This window comes from Woeseia sp. D3-10 (assembly GCF_055809415.1).
Map to the genome: position 1 here is coordinate 33,054 of NZ_JBVVTW010000005.1, position 18,073 is coordinate 51,126.

Annotated in this window: 16 protein-coding genes and 1 tRNA gene; 1 reads left to right on the forward strand and 16 read right to left on the reverse strand. The window is 56.5% G+C overall.

Annotated features, from left to right (window positions below):
- Positions 1-39 precede the first annotated feature (39 nt).
- The gene (locus tag AC0L8N_RS00470) at positions 40-1,194 is read right to left on the reverse strand and encodes a S9 family peptidase (RefSeq protein ID WP_473665642.1); all 1,155 of its coding nucleotides are present in this window, start codon (positions 1,192-1,194) and stop codon (positions 40-42) included.
- Between the two features lie 34 nt (positions 1,195-1,228).
- The gene (locus tag AC0L8N_RS00475; protein WP_473665643.1) at positions 1,229-1,489 is read right to left on the reverse strand and encodes a hypothetical protein; all 261 of its coding nucleotides are present in this window, start codon (positions 1,487-1,489) and stop codon (positions 1,229-1,231) included.
- Between the two features lie 19 nt (positions 1,490-1,508).
- Between AC0L8N_RS00475 and AC0L8N_RS00480 the strand changes: the two genes are divergently transcribed.
- Positions 1,509-2,831: an APC family permease gene (locus tag AC0L8N_RS00480; protein ID WP_473665644.1), complete on the forward strand. Its 1,323-nt coding sequence runs from the start codon at positions 1,509-1,511 to the stop codon at positions 2,829-2,831.
- Between the two features lie 2 nt (positions 2,832-2,833).
- On the opposite strand, the gene AC0L8N_RS00485 is transcribed toward AC0L8N_RS00480, so the two are convergent.
- The 14 genes from AC0L8N_RS00485 to AC0L8N_RS00550 form a co-directional block, all read right to left on the reverse strand.
- A complete protein-coding gene (locus tag AC0L8N_RS00485; protein ID WP_473665645.1) occupies positions 2,834-4,528 on the reverse strand; it encodes a M28 family peptidase in 1,695 nt (564 codons plus the stop codon).
- Between the two features lie 41 nt (positions 4,529-4,569).
- On the reverse strand, positions 4,570-5,289 hold the full coding sequence (locus AC0L8N_RS00490; protein ID WP_473665646.1) for a dienelactone hydrolase family protein: 720 nt from the start codon (positions 5,287-5,289) through the stop codon (positions 4,570-4,572).
- 83 nt (positions 5,290-5,372) lie between these two features.
- Positions 5,373-6,764: a tetratricopeptide repeat protein gene (locus AC0L8N_RS00495; protein WP_473665647.1), complete on the reverse strand. Its 1,392-nt coding sequence runs from the start codon at positions 6,762-6,764 to the stop codon at positions 5,373-5,375.
- A gap of 90 nt (positions 6,765-6,854) precedes the next feature.
- Complete coding sequence (locus AC0L8N_RS00500) at positions 6,855-8,126, reverse strand: class I SAM-dependent methyltransferase (RefSeq protein WP_473665648.1); 1,272 nt, start codon at positions 8,124-8,126, stop codon at positions 6,855-6,857.
- A complete protein-coding gene (locus AC0L8N_RS00505; RefSeq protein WP_473665649.1) occupies positions 8,123-8,893 on the reverse strand; it encodes a DUF1365 domain-containing protein in 771 nt (256 codons plus the stop codon). Before AC0L8N_RS00505 ends, AC0L8N_RS00500 begins: the two co-directional genes overlap by 4 nt.
- Complete coding sequence (locus AC0L8N_RS00510; RefSeq protein ID WP_473665650.1) at positions 8,862-10,139, reverse strand: NAD(P)/FAD-dependent oxidoreductase; 1,278 nt, start codon at positions 10,137-10,139, stop codon at positions 8,862-8,864. Before AC0L8N_RS00510 ends, AC0L8N_RS00505 begins: the two co-directional genes overlap by 32 nt.
- A 37-nt stretch (positions 10,140-10,176) precedes the next feature.
- Complete coding sequence (locus tag AC0L8N_RS00515; protein ID WP_473665651.1) at positions 10,177-10,665, reverse strand: lipocalin family protein; 489 nt, start codon at positions 10,663-10,665, stop codon at positions 10,177-10,179.
- 58 nt (positions 10,666-10,723) lie between these two features.
- Positions 10,724-11,365 (reverse strand): DUF6134 family protein, encoded by a 642-nt coding sequence (locus AC0L8N_RS00520; protein WP_473665652.1) that lies wholly within the window; start codon positions 11,363-11,365, stop codon positions 10,724-10,726.
- 1 nt (position 11,366) lies between these two features.
- On the reverse strand, positions 11,367-12,143 hold the full coding sequence (locus AC0L8N_RS00525; protein WP_473665653.1) for a DUF1295 domain-containing protein: 777 nt from the start codon (positions 12,141-12,143) through the stop codon (positions 11,367-11,369).
- Between the two features lie 5 nt (positions 12,144-12,148).
- The gene (locus AC0L8N_RS00530; RefSeq protein ID WP_473665654.1) at positions 12,149-12,697 is read right to left on the reverse strand and encodes a DUF2878 domain-containing protein; all 549 of its coding nucleotides are present in this window, start codon (positions 12,695-12,697) and stop codon (positions 12,149-12,151) included.
- A 3-nt stretch (positions 12,698-12,700) separates the two neighbouring features.
- Positions 12,701-13,759 carry an SAM-dependent methyltransferase gene (locus tag AC0L8N_RS00535; RefSeq protein ID WP_473665655.1) on the reverse strand — a complete coding sequence of 353 codons (1,059 nt, stop codon included), beginning with the start codon at positions 13,757-13,759 and terminating at the stop codon, positions 12,701-12,703.
- Positions 13,760-14,067: 308 nt separating this feature from the next.
- Positions 14,068-14,144: transfer RNA gene (locus AC0L8N_RS00540), tRNA-Arg, on the reverse strand.
- Between the two features lie 99 nt (positions 14,145-14,243).
- Positions 14,244-16,070 carry a MocR-like pyridoxine biosynthesis transcription factor PdxR gene (gene pdxR, locus AC0L8N_RS00545; RefSeq protein WP_473665656.1) on the reverse strand — a complete coding sequence of 609 codons (1,827 nt, stop codon included), beginning with the start codon at positions 16,068-16,070 and terminating at the stop codon, positions 14,244-14,246.
- Between the two features lie 38 nt (positions 16,071-16,108).
- Complete coding sequence (locus AC0L8N_RS00550; RefSeq protein ID WP_473665657.1) at positions 16,109-18,061, reverse strand: S9 family peptidase; 1,953 nt, start codon at positions 18,059-18,061, stop codon at positions 16,109-16,111.
- Positions 18,062-18,073 lie beyond the last annotated feature (12 nt).

Here is an 18,073-nt window from a genome sequence, read left to right on the forward strand (position 1 = left end):
CGTAGCGAAACCAGTGGGTAATCCGGATCGGTAACGTTGTCATCTGAATAAGCCGTAAACACATCTTCGTCGAACGGGATCCTGGCAGGTCTCGCCCTCGCCTCTCGGCATCACTTCCAGCTGCACGACACCGTTCTGCAGCAATGACAACACAACAAAGTCTTCGAAGACATCGAAGCCTTCGATAAGGGTATCGTCCCGGTGTGGAACGACTTCCCGCCATTGGTCACGAGCAGTATTGTCGAGAGGTACCTCAAACATTCGAAAATTCTGCGCATCGTCATTGGACAGAACGAAGAAACGGTCAACACCGTCCGTTACGAAATATTCGTGATCTTGCTCGCGCGGCAAAAACACGCGTGGTTCTGCCTGTGGCGTGTCTGCGGGCAGATAGCGAACCTCCGTCGACACGGTGGCTGCGCTTACAAGGTAAAACATGCGCGACGACAATGATTTCTCGACCCACAACCAGTTCGTGTCATCCGCTTCTGCATACACCAGGGTATCGTTCTTTGCGCCCAGCACGTGTCGGTATACCCGATCCATGCGCAGGGTTTCGCGGTCCTGAGCGGAGTACAGCAAAGTCTTGCTGTCATTGGCCCACTCAAAATTGCTGGTGACATCAACAATCTGATCATCCAGCAGATGACCCGACTCCAGATCAAGAAAGTAAATCGTGTAGAAACGCCGGCCCTGCGTATCCACACCGTAAGCAGCAAGGTTGTGATCCGGGCTGACTGCAAAATTCCGGACGGCGAAGTACTCATGATCACCGACCAGTTCGTTGACATCGAGCAGCACCTCCTCAGGCGCAGTCAGCTCGCCACGTTTTCGACAATACACCGGGTACTCGTGCCCTTCCTCATAACGGTAGTAGTACCAATAGTCTCCGTCCTTATAAGGTGCTGAGGCATCCTCTTCTTTAATCCGCGAGCGCATCTCATCGAACAATGACGCTTTGAGGCCCTGCATGGGCGCCATGCTTTTCTCGGTCCATTCGTTCTGCTTGTTCAACCAGTCGATCACACGCGGGTCTTCGCGATCGTTCATCCAGAAATAATCATCGACACGCTCGTCGCCGTGAATGTTTAGCTTGTGCGGAATTTTTTCGGGCATGGGCACTTCTGATGTGTTGGAGGAACAGGCGGCCAAGACGGCGGTAAGCACGAGGCATATGGCTGGCAATATTCGCATTGCAACTGCTCCGAAGGAGGTCGGATGCGGCCCATTATCGCCTGTCCAGCAGCAAAGTACACGCGGGAAACCGGCCACTCCCCGGCCCTGCGTCACCGCCATCGCCGAACGAACTGTCCGTCCGTAAACCACGGGTGGCGCCTACAGCATGACCCCGCACTGCCAGGCCATAGAACGGCACAACAGCACTGGCAAGCGGCATTTGCCAGTTGCAAGCAGTGAGTACTGCCGGACCCGCCCAGAGCGCTGGCAGTTGCGCGTCGACCTGATTGTTGTCTATGGTCCGTTGAACCAATACAACCAGTGCTCTGACAATGACCGCAACTACCGTTCACGGAAACCACCCCAAAAAGCTGCTGCGAAGTATTGGCTTTCTGGGTATCACTGCGCTGGCACTTAACGGCGTGATTGGCGCGGGAATTTTTGCGCTGCCCGCATCTATCGCCGCGCAGGCCGGGCCGTGGAGCCCCTGGTTGTTCCTGATTGTCGGGGTGTTGGTCATTACTATCGTTCTGACTTTCGCTGAGCTGTCCAGCTACTTCAAAGAGACTGGCGGACCCGTGCTGTACACCACCACCGCGTTTGGTCCTTTAGTCGGATTCAGCACCGGCTGGACGTTATTTCTGAGCCGGATGACAGCCTTTGCTGCCAACACCGCCGCAATGGCCACCTATCTTGGCGCCGTCATCCCCTGGTTTGGCGACGGAATTGGTCGCGCGGTGCTCGTTGTCAGTGTCGGTGCCGGTCTAACTTACGCCAACTATCTCGGTGTTCGTGACGGCGTACGCGCACTTGCCATATTGACGTTCATGAAGTTGACGCCCATCGTACTCATGGTTCTGCTCGGTCTGCAGTACGTCAGTGCTGACACGCTGTTCCCGGGCAACTTTCCCAGCCTTGACGACCTGGGTGGCACAACCTTGCTGCTGATCTATGCCTACGTCGGTTTTGAATCAACGACGATAATTTCGGGTGAAGCGAAAAACCCCAAACATGCGATGCCGAGAGCGCTGGTGTCGACTATCGCGATGATTGCGGTCTTGTACTTTCTGATCGTACTCGTTTACATCTCAGTACTGCCGGACGCAGACGGCAGTCAGACACTGATAGACGTCGGCGAAGTGCTGGCTGGTACGGCCGGCGGAATCATCATCGCTCTCGCCGCCGTCTTTTCCATCGGCGGTAACCTCGCATCAATTATGCTTGCCGTACCACGATTGACGTTCGCGCTGTCAGAGCAACGATTGTTGCCCCGCTGGTTCGGTGAAGTGCACGAGAAACACGCAACACCCGCGAACTCCATCCTCTTCCTCGGCGTGCTGGGCACCGTCTTCGCCCTCACCGGTTCGTTTGTCTGGCTGGCCGCCGCAAGCTCCTTGACCCGGCTGATCTCCTACGCGCTGTGCATTGCATCACTGCCGATCATTCGGCAACGCGCGGATGAACAGGAACGCGCCGAGGCGTTCCGGCTTATTGGCGGCTACACGATTCCCGGTTTCGCACTCGTCCTGTGCCTGTGGATCATGTTCCAGTCATCACTGGATGCCTGGGCCATGACCGGCGGCTTGCTGGCGGCGGGTCTGTTGCTTTACTGGTTCGCCCGGCAACGCCCTTCGGTGAGAGAGGCGGGTCCCTGAACCTACTCCTTGACGGCTTCCAGCGCTTCCAGACGCGCCGCTTCAAACTCGTCCCCGGCATTCCAGCTCGGCATCGTATCGCTGTTCGCTATCGCGAGGCCGGTCCAGAACCCGAGGCTCGCGTCTTCGATCATGCCGTCGAAATTCCAGCTGGGGTCGTACTCGTCACTCGGCTGGTGGTAATTGACGTCCGTGTAGTGATTGACTTGCTGTTCACCCCAGTCGGCTGGTTTGTCGACGAACTCCGTGCCTGTATCCAGATACAATGCCGGAACACCGATTTTCGCAAAGCTGAACTGATCGGAGCGGTAAAAATAACCGCGGTCAGAAAACTGATCGGCTTTTACAACCCGGTTCTGCTGCGCAGCGATTCCTTCAACGATGCCATCGATAGTTGACTTTCCAAGCCCGATGAATGTCAGGTCATGAGTATGCCCCCAGATGTTGCCGCCATCGTAATTGATGTTGGCGGCAATTTTTCCGGGCGGAAACGTCGGGTTCGCCGCGTAATACATGGAACCCAGTAAACCTTGCTCTTCGGCGCCAACAAAGGCTATGAGCACCGAACGCCGCGGTGCCTTTGGCAAGGCCTTGATTGCGCGCGTGATCGCCAGTAACTGCGCGACGCCGGACGCGTTATCCATCGCACCATTGTAAATATTGTCGCCTGCAGCGTTCGGAGTACCTATGCCCAGATGATCGTGGTGCGCAGTGTAGATCACCACCTCGTCGCTGAGTTCAGGATCGCTGCCCGGTATCAAGCCCAAGACATTGGCGGATTCGACCCGATTGATGGAGACGTCCATGCCAATGGACGTGGATACACCCAACGGTACGGGCACGAAGTCGCGATTATCGGCCGCCTCGCGCAACGCGTCGAGATCATGGCCGCTCATGGCTATGACCTTGCGAGCCGCGTCTTCACTTACCCAGCCCTCGACCTGCATGCGCGGTTCGTCCCCGGCCTGCAATTCAAACTGTTCGCCAGTCCACGACGTTTGTACGACCTGAAATGGATAACCGGCAGATGGTGTTGTATGGATAATGATCGCCCCTGCCGCGCCCTGTGCCGCAGCACTCTCGTATTTGTACGACCAGCGGCCGTAATACAGACGTGTTTCACCGGCGAACAATTCCGGATCCCAGGACGGATCATTGTTCATCATGACCAGCACCTTGCCGCGCAGGTCCATACCTTTGAAGTCATCCCATTCGTACTCGGGCGCCTGAATTCCGTAGCCGACAAAAACCAGCTCGGCATCCGACACTGCAGCCCGATCCGCTTGCACACCGCTCGCCACAATGAATTCGTCCCACTGCTTAAGCGTGGTTTCCTGCCCGTCTTTTTCGAACCGCCAGACCGGTGGTTGTTCAGAGGTAACACCGACCAGATTGAAAGGCTGTTGCCAACTGCCATCGGCCGCACCCGGCTGCAAGCCCAGTGCTTCCATCTGCTTGACCAGGTAGTCGCGTGCCATTCGGTCGCCGCGACTGCCGGGGCCTCTGCCTTCGTACTTGTCATCTGACAGTTCGATGATGTAGTCACGCATCGAATCAGCCGTGATCAGCTTTAGAGCCTCTTCCGCCGCACTGACCTCCGGAGCAACAGCCGAAACCGGATCAGGCCCCGGCTTGTCGCCACAAGCGGCCAGTGCCAGAACGGCGAATGTACCTGCTAGCTTCAATATGAATTTCACGATGTACCCCATTATTGACGCAACCAGTTGCTGCGTAGGTATTAGTTGAGCACTTCCTGCAGGAAATCCTGCATTCCACGCCAGCTGCGGCGGTCGGCATCCGCGTCAAACAGTAAGCCGTTGGCAGGATCGGCTGCGGCCGGGTTGGTGAACGCATGCAGCGTATTGCCAAAGGCATGCAACTGCCAGTCCGCTTTTCTGGCAGTTAACTCCTGCGTGATGCAAAGAACATCTTGCGGGGTAGCCATAGGGTCGTCCCAGCCGTGCTGAATCAGCACCTTCGCACTGATGTCCTGTGTCGCGGAGTTTATCGGCGCGCCAAGCAGTCCGTGCATACTGACTACCCCATTAACATCCGCACCACTGCGCGCAAGATCCAGCACGCACAGGCCACCGAAACAGTAACCTACGGCGGCAGTCCTTGCGGGGTCAACCTCCGGTAAGCCGCGAAGCTCTGCCAATGCCGCCGATATGCGGTGTTGGAGTACACCACGGTCATCGATCAGCGGCTGCATCATGCTTCGGTTTTGTTCAGGCGACGTGCCCAGTTTGCCGACACCGTACATGTCGAGTGCAAAGCCCAGATAACCCAAAGCGGCCAGCTCACGCGCTTTATGGTCTTCGAACTCGCTTCTTCCCCGCCACGCATGCGCTATCAAAACGCCAGGACGAGGCACCGAGATGGTGTCATCCCAGGCAATACACGCTCGCAAGCCAACACTGCCGTCCGTGTAGTCGTGAAACCGGGTCTGAATGGGCATAACGTTCCGCTGGCAATGACCGCAAGGACCGCTATGTTAACAAACCAGACGGCACGTGCCCGCGCGCCGGCCACAGCGCCAGGTTACGGGGCGCTGTCCGCGTGAAAGCGATTAAGCCACTGTCGCGCAGCCCGGCGCGCCTGCAGGATGTCGGCCAGCACCATGTTTCGCGACGAGGCGACGCGGTTCTGTTTGCCCGCGGCATTGCCCAGATTCTCAGCGATGTAGAACCATTTGTACGCTTCGACCTTGTCTTCGCTGGCGCCTTCCCCGTTCAGGTACATGGCGCCCAGATTGTTCTGCGCAACCGCGTTGCCCTGTTCCGCCGCCAGCGAGTACCAATACAATGCCAGATCGTTGTTTTCCGGTATTCCTTCGCCGGCGTCATGCATGGCGCCGAGGTTGTTCTGCGCATCTGCATCGCCCTGCTCGGCCGCACGACGGTACCAGGCCGCTGCCTGGGCATCGTCTTCAGCAACACCGTTGCCCTCGTCATACATGAGCGCGATGGCGTACTCAGCACGCGGCGAACCCTGTGCGGCCGCCTGCTGATACCAAAACATGGCCCGGACCAGGTCCGCAGCCGTACCTTCTCCCTCTTCCAGCATGATAGCCAGATTCACCTGGGCGGAGCGGTGTCCCTGCTCAGCCGCCTGCTCGTACCAGTAAAGTGCGGCGGTATTGTCTTCCGGCAAGCCTTCACCGACATCATGCATGATGGCGAGATTGAATTGAGCGCGGACATTGCCGAGCTCGGCCGCCTGTTGATACCAGACTGCAGCAGCCGGGTTGTCTTCGCTGACACCGTCACCCTCGTCGTACATTAATGCTATGGCGTAGTGCGCATCGCTGTCGCCTGCCTCGGCCGCACGCTGGTACCAGCGCAGCGCGCGTTCATTGTCTTCCGGCACACCGTCGCCCAGGTCGTAAATATAGCCAAGATTGAATTGTGCCGGCACATAGCCGAGGTCAGCGCTTAGGCCATACCAATGCATCGCGCGCTGCATGTCTCGCTGGACGCCTTCACCGTGGCTGTACATCACCCCAAGATTGAACTGGGCCTGCTCATCGGCCTGGCTCGCTGCCGCTTCATACCAGCGTGCCGCTTCAATGTTGTTCTCCGGCACGCCGTCGCCGAAATCGATAGACGCTGGCGCGATACTGAACCGGGCCGACACATCGCCTTCTTCTGCCGGCCGACGGTACCAGTGCAACGCAAGGGATTTGTCAGGGGCCACGCCCAAACCCTCGTCGTAAATGAGGCCGACGTTGTACATGGCACTGAGATCCCCCTCTTCCGCCAGTGGCAACCAGCGGCTTAACGCCGATTCGAACTCGCCGTTGTGGAAGGACTGCAGACCGCGTTGAAAATCCTCACTATTGTCAGCGGCTGCCAACGAACTCAGGGATACGGCAACGAGAGAAATACTGAATATTCGCCAGTGCATCTGGATCTGTGCCGCTAATCGCAGCATGCCACCTTGGAGATAGGTACGGTGGAACTAGGTTACTGGGCGTATACCGTGAAAACAATGAACCAGTCGACACGTCCGGCACGCCGCACGTCAACCCTGCCACGGCATCTCGCGGTTGCCGGGTCTGGCCATCAGCAGCTGTACCGTACCTATCGCCCGTTCTGTAAAGGCCCCTTCGCAGTAACAAAGGTAGTAGTGCCATAGCCGCAGGAATTCATCGGAATAGCCCATCTGACGAACCGCATCCAGCTGCGCTGTAAAACGCGAGCGCCACTGACGCAAGGTCTTCGCATAGTGCGGACCAATGTCTTCGCAATGAACGATGCGCATGTCCGTTGCCGAAGTGAGCGTATGCGCAATGGCCGTCAAAGACGGCAGGCAGCCACCGGGAAAAATATAACGCTGAATGAAATCCACCGACTTCAATGTTGCCGCGTAACGCTGATCAGCAATCGTGATTGACTGCAAACACATTATGCCGCTGGGTTTCAGCAAGCGGCAGCAGGCATCGAAGTACGTCGCAAAATACTCACTGCCAACCGCCTCGATCATTTCGATGGAGACCAGCTTGTCAAACTGCCCATCCAATTCCCGGTAGTCCCTGAGCAATAGCGTCACTTTGTCCTGCAGGCCCAACGCCGAGATACGCTCGCGGGCCAGTTCATATTGCTTGCGCGAAATGGTCGTCGTGGTGACGTGGCAGCCGTAATGGCTGGCGGCATAAATTGCGAAGCCGCCCCAGCCTGTGCCAATTTCCAACACCCTGTCCCGCTCAGACAGGCGCAACTTACGGCAGATTCGGTCGAGCTTGGCGGTCGCTGCGTCATCCAGTGACATGTCCGGTCGCTCGAAGTAAGCCGCTGAATACATCATTCGCTGGTCGAGCCAGAGCGCGAAGAAGTCATTGCCAAGATCGTAGTGCGCCGAAATATTGCGGCGGCTGCCTGTCTGGCTGTTCCGGTTGAACCAGTGAAACGCTTTCTGCAATGGTTGGGTAAGGCGTGCAAGCCCTGTTTCCAGATTTTCCAGTACGTCCCTGTTCTGCAACAGGAGGCGAACAACGGCGGTCAGATCACTGGATTCCCAGTACCCACGAATGTAGGCCTCGGCTGCACCGATGGCACCGCCAAAGGCCACGTCGCTGTAGAACCGCGGATCCAGAACAGCAATTTCAACTGCAAGCTCAGCCGATAGTCGCCGATCGCCGAGCACACGACTGCGGTCCGATTCTCGAAGTACGATTCGCCCGTGCCGCAGGCATTCCAGTCGTGCCAACACCTTGCGTCGTGCCAGCATGTCAAGACCACGCGGCCGTGGCGTACCGGCCAGAAAACGGGGAGAGCTCAGGGACAGGTCATTCATCGCGTCGTCACCTTGTTCTTTTTAGCCGGGTGAATGTGCAATGGCACACGTTTGATCCACAATTTCAGAGCTTGCCAATAGATTGCGGTTATCAGTCTTGCCGTCATCAACGGGTGAACAATCAAGACCCGGGCAAGCGCAGCGCCACTTATTTCCCGGCGCTGTAACAGCAGAGAGGCGTCGAACAAGCGCTCGCCGTGCCGACTGTTGGCCATGAACACGCGCAATGCCTCAGCCGGTTGCGTGAACTGCCAGTCGTAATCCAGATCCATCGGCATGAATGGCGATACATGCATTTCCTTGTCGGGGCGGAACCGCAAGGTCGTACCAGACTGCGTGCTTAAACTGGCAGACAGGACATAGCAGTGCTGCTCACCCCAGGGCGTGTTGTTCACTTCGACAACTATCGTTTCAACGTAACTGCCTGTTTCGTCAAAGCAATAATAGAAACTGGCTGGGTTGAAGCAGTAGCCAAAATAACGGAGGTGTGTCAGCAAACGTATGGGACCAACCGGTCTGCTTCCGGTGCGCTCTTCGACCAGCGATGCCACCGCTGTGGCCAATGGTACTGCCGGGTCGCCAAGATGATCACTACGGCGAAAACGGGCTATTGCAGGTGCTGTCGCAGACCAGAACCAGCGCCCGGCAAAGACCGTCGGTAACTCCGCCAGATCCAGATACATCATGAACAGGCTATAGCTGAAACTATGGACTACCGGCATATGGCGTACATGCCTAACCTGCCCTGCGAAGATTCCGCTGTCCATCGACACGGGCCTCCTCGAAGTGCTGCACGGCGGCTGTCGCACTGGCTACACCGTCTTCATGAAAACCATTGCGCCAATAAGCGCCACAGAACAAGGTTCTGCCATTGGCATTGAGCTCCGCATGGCGTGCCTGGGCCGCGTGCGACTCCATACTGAAGACAGGATGTTCGTAGTCAATGCGCCGCAACACCCGTTCTTCATCGATATTTTGCTCACTGTTGAGCGATACGAGGTACTGCTCTGGAACCTGCAGTCCTTGCAGGATGTTCATATTGTAGGTCACTGCGGCCGGACCGCCCGGCGTCGTTGGCAGGTGGTAGTTCCATGCCGCCCAGCACGCTTTGCGACGAGGCATGAGCCGGGCATCCGTGTGCAATACGGCCTGGTTCTTCTGGTAGACAATACTGCCAAGCACTTCCTGCTCCGCCTCGTCGGCGTCATCAAGGAGTGCAAGTGCCTGATCGCTGTGACACGCCATAAACACTGCATCAAACCGCTCCACAGTCGCAGCCTCCGAGCGGATATACACGCCGTCAGCTCGGCGGGTAATGCCACGCACGGCACAATTTAAGCGGATGCGATCCGCGTGGCCGCTGGTGAGCCGCGCAACGTACGCACTTGAGCCACCCTTTATCACACGCCATTGCGGGCGATCCTTGATCTGCAGCAAACCGTGATTGTGAAAAAATCGCGCGAGAAACATCATCGGCATGCCAAGGACAGTGCGTTGTTCCGCCGACCAGATTGCAGCCGCCATCGGCACCAGGTAGTGATCAATAAACTCCGCGGAATAATCATTGCTGGCCAAATAGGCACCGACTGTTTCCTCAGCATTGTCCGACGACAGGCGATTGACAGCGTCTTTGTTGAAACGCAGTACATCCGTCAGCATTCGCCAGAATGACGGCCGCAGCAGATTGCGACGCTGAGCAAACAGGCTGCCAAGCGACGCGCCGTTGTATTCGAGCGCGCCATCCGCCGACTGCACACTGAAACTCATGACACTGGGCTGCCAGTCCTGTCCGATTTCGGACAATAGTTGATTGAACTGCGGATACGTGCGGTCATTGAAAACAATAAAGCCGGTATCGACCGCAAGCGTGCCAACGGAGCTCTCTACGCTGACCGTGTTCGTGTGGCCACCGACGTAGGAACCGGACTCGAAGACGGTAATGTCATGCTCTGCGCGGAGCAGATAAGCCGCCGTGTTGCCGGCTATACCGCTACCGACTATGGCGATCTTCACCGGCATGCCCCGAAGAACGGCAACTGTCGCGCATTCATCACCATTGCTGCGGCACTTTGCGAACCTTGTCAGTGTCGTAACCGACAGACGCTATGAACGCGATCAACTCGTCATACAAGTCATCGTCAATTTCCGGCTCACGGGCCATTATCCAGACGTAATCGCGCTTGTTGCGACCTACCACGGTTACCGAATAGTCCTGGTCCAGATAAATGATCCGGTAGTCCGCTTTGATCGGCCAGATGAAGCGCATGCCCCATACGGCGTTGGATGGATCGTCACCAACGAAGCCGCGAGGCGTGTACTCTTTCCGATCGCCATCGAAGCTGCCTTTGCGATAGGTGAACGTGGTTTCGATACTGCCGTCGGTATCCTGCGCGTAGGTCTCCACGGCGTTGTAGGCCTCTTTCTCAAGAAAGGTCGGTATGTTCGCGATGACATACCAACTGCCCATAAAGCGCTCCAGATCAACATGCTCAACCGTTGCCAATGGTTGGCCCGAGCTGCTGCACGCACTAATTGACATCAGCACTGCCCAAAACGATACCCAGCATAAAGGCCGCCCCTCTCTTGAGTTCTTCATATCAAATTAACTCGTAGCGAATCACGCGATCGTCACCGGCAATGGACTGCAGTGCCAGCCATTCATCGTCCTCGGAATACCACAGTTCGACATCGATTCCTTTTGCAGTCAGACGGTAATGACGCGCTTGTTGCTGTTCACCGCGCACTTGCAGCATTGCCAGCGGCAACGCCTCCACGGAAACTGCCAGGTACTCTCCGGTCTGTGGATTCAACAGACGCGCCTGTTGCAAGAAAACGGGATCCCAGTAGGCAAAGGACATGACGCAGTCCGGCAACGAACTTTTTGTTTCATCAGTTTGGACAACGAATGCGCCCTGCTCTCTTGCTCCGTTGACTACCTGCTTTTTGCCATTGGTTACGGTGCGTGCCTGGATGTCAGCGAGGCATCCGTCTGACCATATCTCCGTATTCTCGTGGCGATACCGGTAGGCCGTGAAGAACAGGAATTTCACGTCGAATGCCGCCTCACTGGTTAACTGCCGCGTATTGGCGAATTCATCAAGCTCGAAGCGATGAGTACCAATTGCGGAGCCGTCGAGGGATACACTGAACTCCCAACGTTCCGTTTCACCCGCCGACGCGATGCTGTGAATGCCTGCACTGCTCAGGACGAAAAGACAAAAGAAGAGTATCGATTTCATTTCAGCTCTCCGAGCGTTTTGGAGGCCACGGAAAGAATGCACTGGTGCGAGCGATGTAGCTCGCGTATTCCGGTCGCCTGTTGCCGATGGTCTTTTCCAGCAATGTCACCCCGGATACTTTGAGAATGAGAAAGGTCATGAGCAAAGGCGAGAATACGGTCCACCAACCGCCAGCGGCTACGGCAAACAACCAGTAGGACCACCATACGCAAGTATCGCCAAAATAATTCGGGTGCCGCGTGTAGCGCCACAAACCGCTGTCGAGAACCGCCGTTTCACTACGGCGCCGCTTGCGAAACTGCATCAACTGCCAATCGCCTCCGGCCTCGAAAACAAAACCAATCAGCCAGAGCGATGTGGCAGCCCATTGAAGAACACCGATCCCGGCGCTGTTGCTTACGGCGAACAACAAGGGAAAGGAAATAATGAATGCCAGTACGCCCTGCAAGCCAAACACAACGTAGAGACTCTTGAAGCGGAAATTGGGCTCATTGTTCGACCGAATTTCCCGGTAACGAGCATCTTCCGGTTGGCCCCAGTTGCGAACGGTTATGTGCAAAGCGAGACGCAGGGACCAAGTAAGCAGTAAGACAAACGCAAGAAGACCGGCCGGGCCAGTAGCCGTTGCCTGGCTTAAATAGACGGCGGCGGCCGCAAGAAAAAACAGCGACCAAAGGCTGTCAACGAAACTTACGTCGTTCAGGATAAGGCTGACGACCCAGGCCGCGACACTGATACCCAGTGTCACTAACAACGCCAACAATAATGGAGAAGCCATTGCCATCAGTCGAGTGCCCAGCCAGCGCGAGCATCGGCATGTTCGGTTACGCCATCAAACCGCCGTGCCACAATCAGCAGCAACGGCATCATGATTCCCCAGCCTGCTCCAAGTGCAAGAAGTGCGAACAGCGGCTGACTTAATACGATGCCACCCAGTTTCGCACCGGTGATGTAGGCCAGCGGGCCGCCTGCCATACCGAACAGCACGGCGAGCCAGACTCGCGGCTTCAACCAGCCCAGCGATACGTTCAACGTCGTCGCGAACAGCATCCACATACCGACTATCCAGTAAGGAGCAGCGGATGCATGCAACATGCCGGACGGATAACTAACCCAGCCCAACATCACCAGTAAACTGTCCCACGTGCCACCAATCACGCCGCACACGAGCACAAGACCGAATTCCGCCGCCGGTCGGGGTACCAACACTATATGCAGTATCACGGCACCTGCCATGACCGACATACCGATCCAGGGTTGGCCCGCGGCCGCACTGATCACAGCGGCAAACCAGGCAACCTGAAACGCCAGAAAGTTCAACAGCAACGCCATGCTTCAGTCGCTCCCTTGCTTGCGGCGCTGAAACAGGTAGTGGCCGACGTACCACTCCTCGCCGTTGTTGTAATCAAACAGCTCGGCACAGGCCATGAAAAACATTCGCCAGCGCACCCACCAGGTCTGCGCCTGCGCCGTGCCATACGTGTCTTTAAGGATTGGCATAATCTTTTGCTGACGGAGGTCCATACGCCACAGCCACGCGTTCGCGGTGCGCGCATAGTGCTGACCATTCCAGCGCCAGCGCTCCGTCAGTTTGAGATCGTCCTGGAACATCAACGGCAGATCGTTGCTCGGCATGATTCCGCCCGAGAAGAAGTGCCGGCTCATCCAGTCGCGGGGGCCTTTGTCGATAAACTCGTAGGGTGTACTGCGATGACAGAATATATGCATGAAAAACCGCCCTTCCGGTCGTAACCAGGCGGCGATCCGCGCAAACAATTTGCCGTAATTCCTCATGTGCTCGAACATTTCGACCGAGACGATACGATCGAATGTCTGCTCGGGATCGAAGTCGTTCATGTCGCTGATCCGAACCTCAAGATTTGTGAGTTCGCGTCGTTCAGCTTCAGCCACAATGTAATCGTGTTGCGATTGAGAGTTGGATACTGCCACTACGTGACAGCGTGGGTAGCGGCTGGCTATCCACAGACTCAGCGATCCCCAGCCACAACCGAGGTCCAGCACGGACATGCCGTCTTCAATCGCCGCACGTTCGCAGCTGATGCGCAGGGACTCCTCCTCAGCAACCTCGAGATTGTCCGTACCGTGTCCCCAGTAACCGCAACTGTATTTCCGATGCGTACCCAGAATTTCAGCAAAGAACGCGGCCGGTACTTCGTAGTGCTGCTCGTTGGCCAGCTCAGGCAACAGCGCAATCGCGGAACCGTTCATCATTTCAACGAAGCCGGACAAAGCAGCCGCCGAGAGTTCACAGTCGTCGGCATGAATCTCTGCCAAGCGTTGCTTCAGTAGGCGACGTATACCCGCACGAATAATGACGTCGGGCAACAAGCCGCTTTCGGATATGTGGGTTTTCGTTTTGGCGTCTGCCTGCATCGTACTGCCCCTTGCGGCCGGCGATCCGGCAACCTTTCGACCACTCTATGAACGGTTGGAAAACTAAGCAATATCGGGCACTTGCATTGTTACAATCACTTACACTTTGGCATAGCCGGGAAACAATTGGGGGCACTATCGGGTAATCTGACCTGCTTCAGAGCAACAAGTACCGATGATGACTGGTGCCCGGTGATTGCTAAATCACGTCTCCCGCGCGTCCGGGTGCAACTCCTTGCAGTAAGTGTAGAAGTCCCGCGAAGCGGATGAACGGCGAAGTGCCTGAAACCGTGTGATGGCGTGAAAATTGGTGCGCCCGGCAGGATTCGAACCTGCGACCCCCTGCTTAGGAGGCAGGTGCTCTATCCAGCTGAGCTACGGGCGCAAAAAGCAACAAGACATGCGGTTGTCGCAAGAGCGCGGAAGGATATCGCGTTCCACTACCCTGATTCCAGCGTAGCAACGTGACGGCACCGTCTGCGCCTTAGTTCGACGACACCGTTGTGCGGATGAAAGCAGCATCAACGATTTGCCGATCTTCGTTAAACCACTTAATGCGATCCCCATCGATCACAACGTAATACGCGGCCTCTTCGCCGTACACCCACTGCTGCCACTGCCGGTGCCAACGGTCACCATCCACCCACCAGCGACCGGTATCGCAATCCTCGTTCGCGTAGCCCGCGCGACCCACCATTCGCCCGTCTTTGTGCAACTCGATGGTGCACGGAACGCCGTACACAACGTTGTACAGAATGATACGTTCACTCATCGCCGCAGCGAGTTCGGCGCCGGTCAGCCATTCTCCGCTGCTCGAGTCCAGGTGTTCCACCCGGCCACTCGCAAGATTACGAATTAGTTCGGTGAGCTTCACGACACCGGGACGAATTTGTTCTATGGGCAAACTGGTGACCCCCATTCGGAAACAATTCTGTGCTTTTTCCGGATCGGCGTAGTAGTGACGCACGGGTTCAATCAGGATGCCTTCCCGTTCCGCTTCGCTGGCAAGGTAGTCGACATTAAAGTCTTCAGGCAATCGAACCCACCACGTGGTCCCCCCCACTTCCGGCGTAATCTCCAGCGATACGGAACGGTAGTAATTCAATGCATCGCGCAATGCCGTGCGGCGTTCCTGGAAAATCCGGGCCATGCGCATCATCAAGGCATCGTAGTGACCTAACGACAGAAAGAATGCAGCAGTCCGCTGGTTGTTCAATGGCGGATGATTGAGCATGGCCCTGCGCATCCCTCGGGCCCGACGAATGAACTCCGAGTTGGCGACAATAAATCCCATACGAATACCCGGTGCCAGGACCTTGGAAAAACTGGCGACGTAGAGCACCCGGCCTTCCTTATCCATACTGCGCAGCGCGGGAGCCGGTCGCTCCATATAACTGGTCTCGCACTCGTAATCATCTTCCACGATAAGAAAATTTTCTTCGCCGGCCGCACGCAATAGCTTCTTACGCCGTTCTACAGGCATCGCGACGGTGGTCGGTATCTGATGGCTCGGCGTCACGTAGACCAGATCACATTCCTGCAAAGTGCTGTCTACGATAATGCCGCTGTCATCAACACTTTGCTGCCGAACCCGCGCACCGCGCCGTTCCAATAACTGACGCATGGCGGTGTTGCCCGGTTCCTCCATTACGGCAGTAACCGCCTTGTCGGCCAGTAATTCGCTCAGCAGATACAGACTGTGCTGCGTACCCAGCGTGATCAGAATTTCATCCGGCTTCGCCTGAATTCCACGGCGCGGAAGAATTTTGGTGCGGATTTCTTCGATCAGCATCGGGTCGTCGGCATCGCCGCTGCCTGTTGACCAGTCACGAACGTCGGCAACGCTCAATGCCAGACGGCTGGCTTCGCGCCACTCAGCCAGCGGAAACAATGACGAGTCGAACTTGCCATCGATAAATGGGTACGGGTACTTTGACCAATTCGGCAGATCGCGGGGAGCACGACCGGTACTGGTTTCGCTCTTGACCCAGCGCTTCCAGCGTACCGCCTCTTCCGGGCTGGCGGCGACGGTTTCGCCGCGAAAGCCGACGCGCGTATTCAGCATTTCCTTATTGACGAAAATGCCGCTGCGCTGCTGGCTGATCAAATAGCCTTCCGCCAGCAATTGCTGGTACGCAAGAACGACAGTGTTTCTTGCCACCGCAAGTTGAACCGCCAACTTGCGCGACGACGGCAAGCGGCTGCCCGGTGGAAAGGCGCCGTTCAAAATTCCATCCACCAGCTTTTGCCGAATCTGATTCTGCAGATTCAGTGGACTGTCCGGGTCGAGGTAGATTATGGCGTCAGTCACAATAACGGCGCCAGGTGCGCGCTTCCTCTGTCATTCCGTCAGTCAGCCGTCTGCTTACCTTTCAACCAGGTATCCAGGAATTTCACGTAGGCCTCTGACGCCGTAATCCGGTTCTCGCGCTTGGCAAAGCCGTGACCCTCGTCAGGAAATACCACGTATTCAACAGGCACTTCGTTTTTCTGCACGGCAGCAACCAACTCGTCGCTTTCCACTTGCAGCACACGAGGATCGTTCGCGCCCTGAATAACGAGCAGCGGTTTGCTGATGTTTTCAGCATGGAACAGCGGCGATATCTGACGATGGCGTTCGGCGTCCGTCGCCGGGTCGCCCATCTCATCAAACAACGCTTCTTTGAACGATTCCCACCACGGCGGAATACTCTGCAAGGTACGCACCCAATTCGTCACGCCAAATATATTGATACCGACATCGAACACTTCGGGTTCAAACGCCAGTGCCGCAGCAACCATGTAGCCGCCGTACGAACCACCAATAATGCCGATACGGTCGCTGTCCACCCAGTCCAGCGATTCCAGGTAATTGCGCCCGTACACGATGTCCTTAAGATCCTCTTCGCCGTGCTTGCGGTCGTCGAGGTGATAAAACGTTTTGCCATAACCGGAAGAGCCACGATTGTTTGCGGCCAGAATCGCGTATCCGTGATTCACCAGGTGCTGGCGAGTTGCGTTGTAGCCGGTACGACTCTGACCACCGGGACCGCCATGCACCCAGACCAGCGCTGGTACCGGGTTCTCAGCAGAAGCACCGTGTGGCTTGTACAAGATTGATGGGATTTCGAGCCCGTCGAAACTTGAGTAACGAACAACCTGGCTTTCGACCAGATAGTCAGACCGGATTGCCGGGTTCAGCGCATCCGTCAACTGCCGTGCTACCCGCTGTTCAAAATTAATGATGTGCACATTCGCCGGCGAATTATCCGCATTCACACTCAGCGCGATTCGGGTTTCGTCGGCAGAAAAGCGGATACTTCCTACATCGCCCGGGGGCAACGCCGGCAGTTCCATTACCTCGTTAGTTTGGGTGTCATACATCGTCACCTGCGTGCGGGCATCGGCATTGATCCCGCTAACCCGGTACCGGCCCGACGGCGAATACACAACGTAGCTAACGTCCCAGAGCGCGCTGACGAGTTCAGACTTTTCGCCACTGGCAAGGTTGTACGTCCAGGCTTGATTGAATTCGCCGTGCTCGTTAGTGCTGTAAACCAGATTCAGACTGTCTGGCGTAAAGCCATACACGCCGTGCGCAACGTTGCCCATGTGCTGGGTAATCAACACAGGCTGCGGATCGTCGCCCTGCAAGTCCACGATATACACATCGGAATCCGCGCTGGTCCGTGGTTTCTCAAGTGCCACCCAACGGCCATCGGCAGAGATGTCGCCAACGCTCATGCCGGGATTCCGGAATAGCAATTCACGCGAGTAATCGCTTGTCGAATAACGGTAGATATCGAAATTTCGCTGATCCCGTTCGGTGGTCAGCAGGTAAAAATACTTGCCATCGTCTGACCAGCGCAGAAACTGCGCTTTGTGCTCATCTCCTGGTGTCAGGTCGCGGCTCTCGCCATCCGTCTCAAGGACCGCGACATGGTGCAATTCGTTACCGCCGCCATCGAACGTATAAAGAATGCGGCGGTCATTGGGGAACCAGCTTAAGGCAGCGATAGCGTTGTCATCAGAATGGGTAAGTGCTTTTGCGGAGCTGCCGTCCAGCGGCAGTTCCCAGGCATTGAACACGCCGCTGGCATCGGACGACACCAGCACCGACGACAAATCAGGCGCGAAGGCATAGCCGGAAGACCTCACCATGCTATAGCTCGTGGTCTCGTAAAACGCCCTTGCCGAAAACTCCGGCACCGTATCGAGGACAGCGGCATCATTCTCTGCGCTGTCCTGACTGCAGGCGCTGAGTACGATGCTCGTAACAGCCATTGTCGCCATTACTTTCAGAATTCCGGTTCCGTAATTCATACTCAGTGCTCT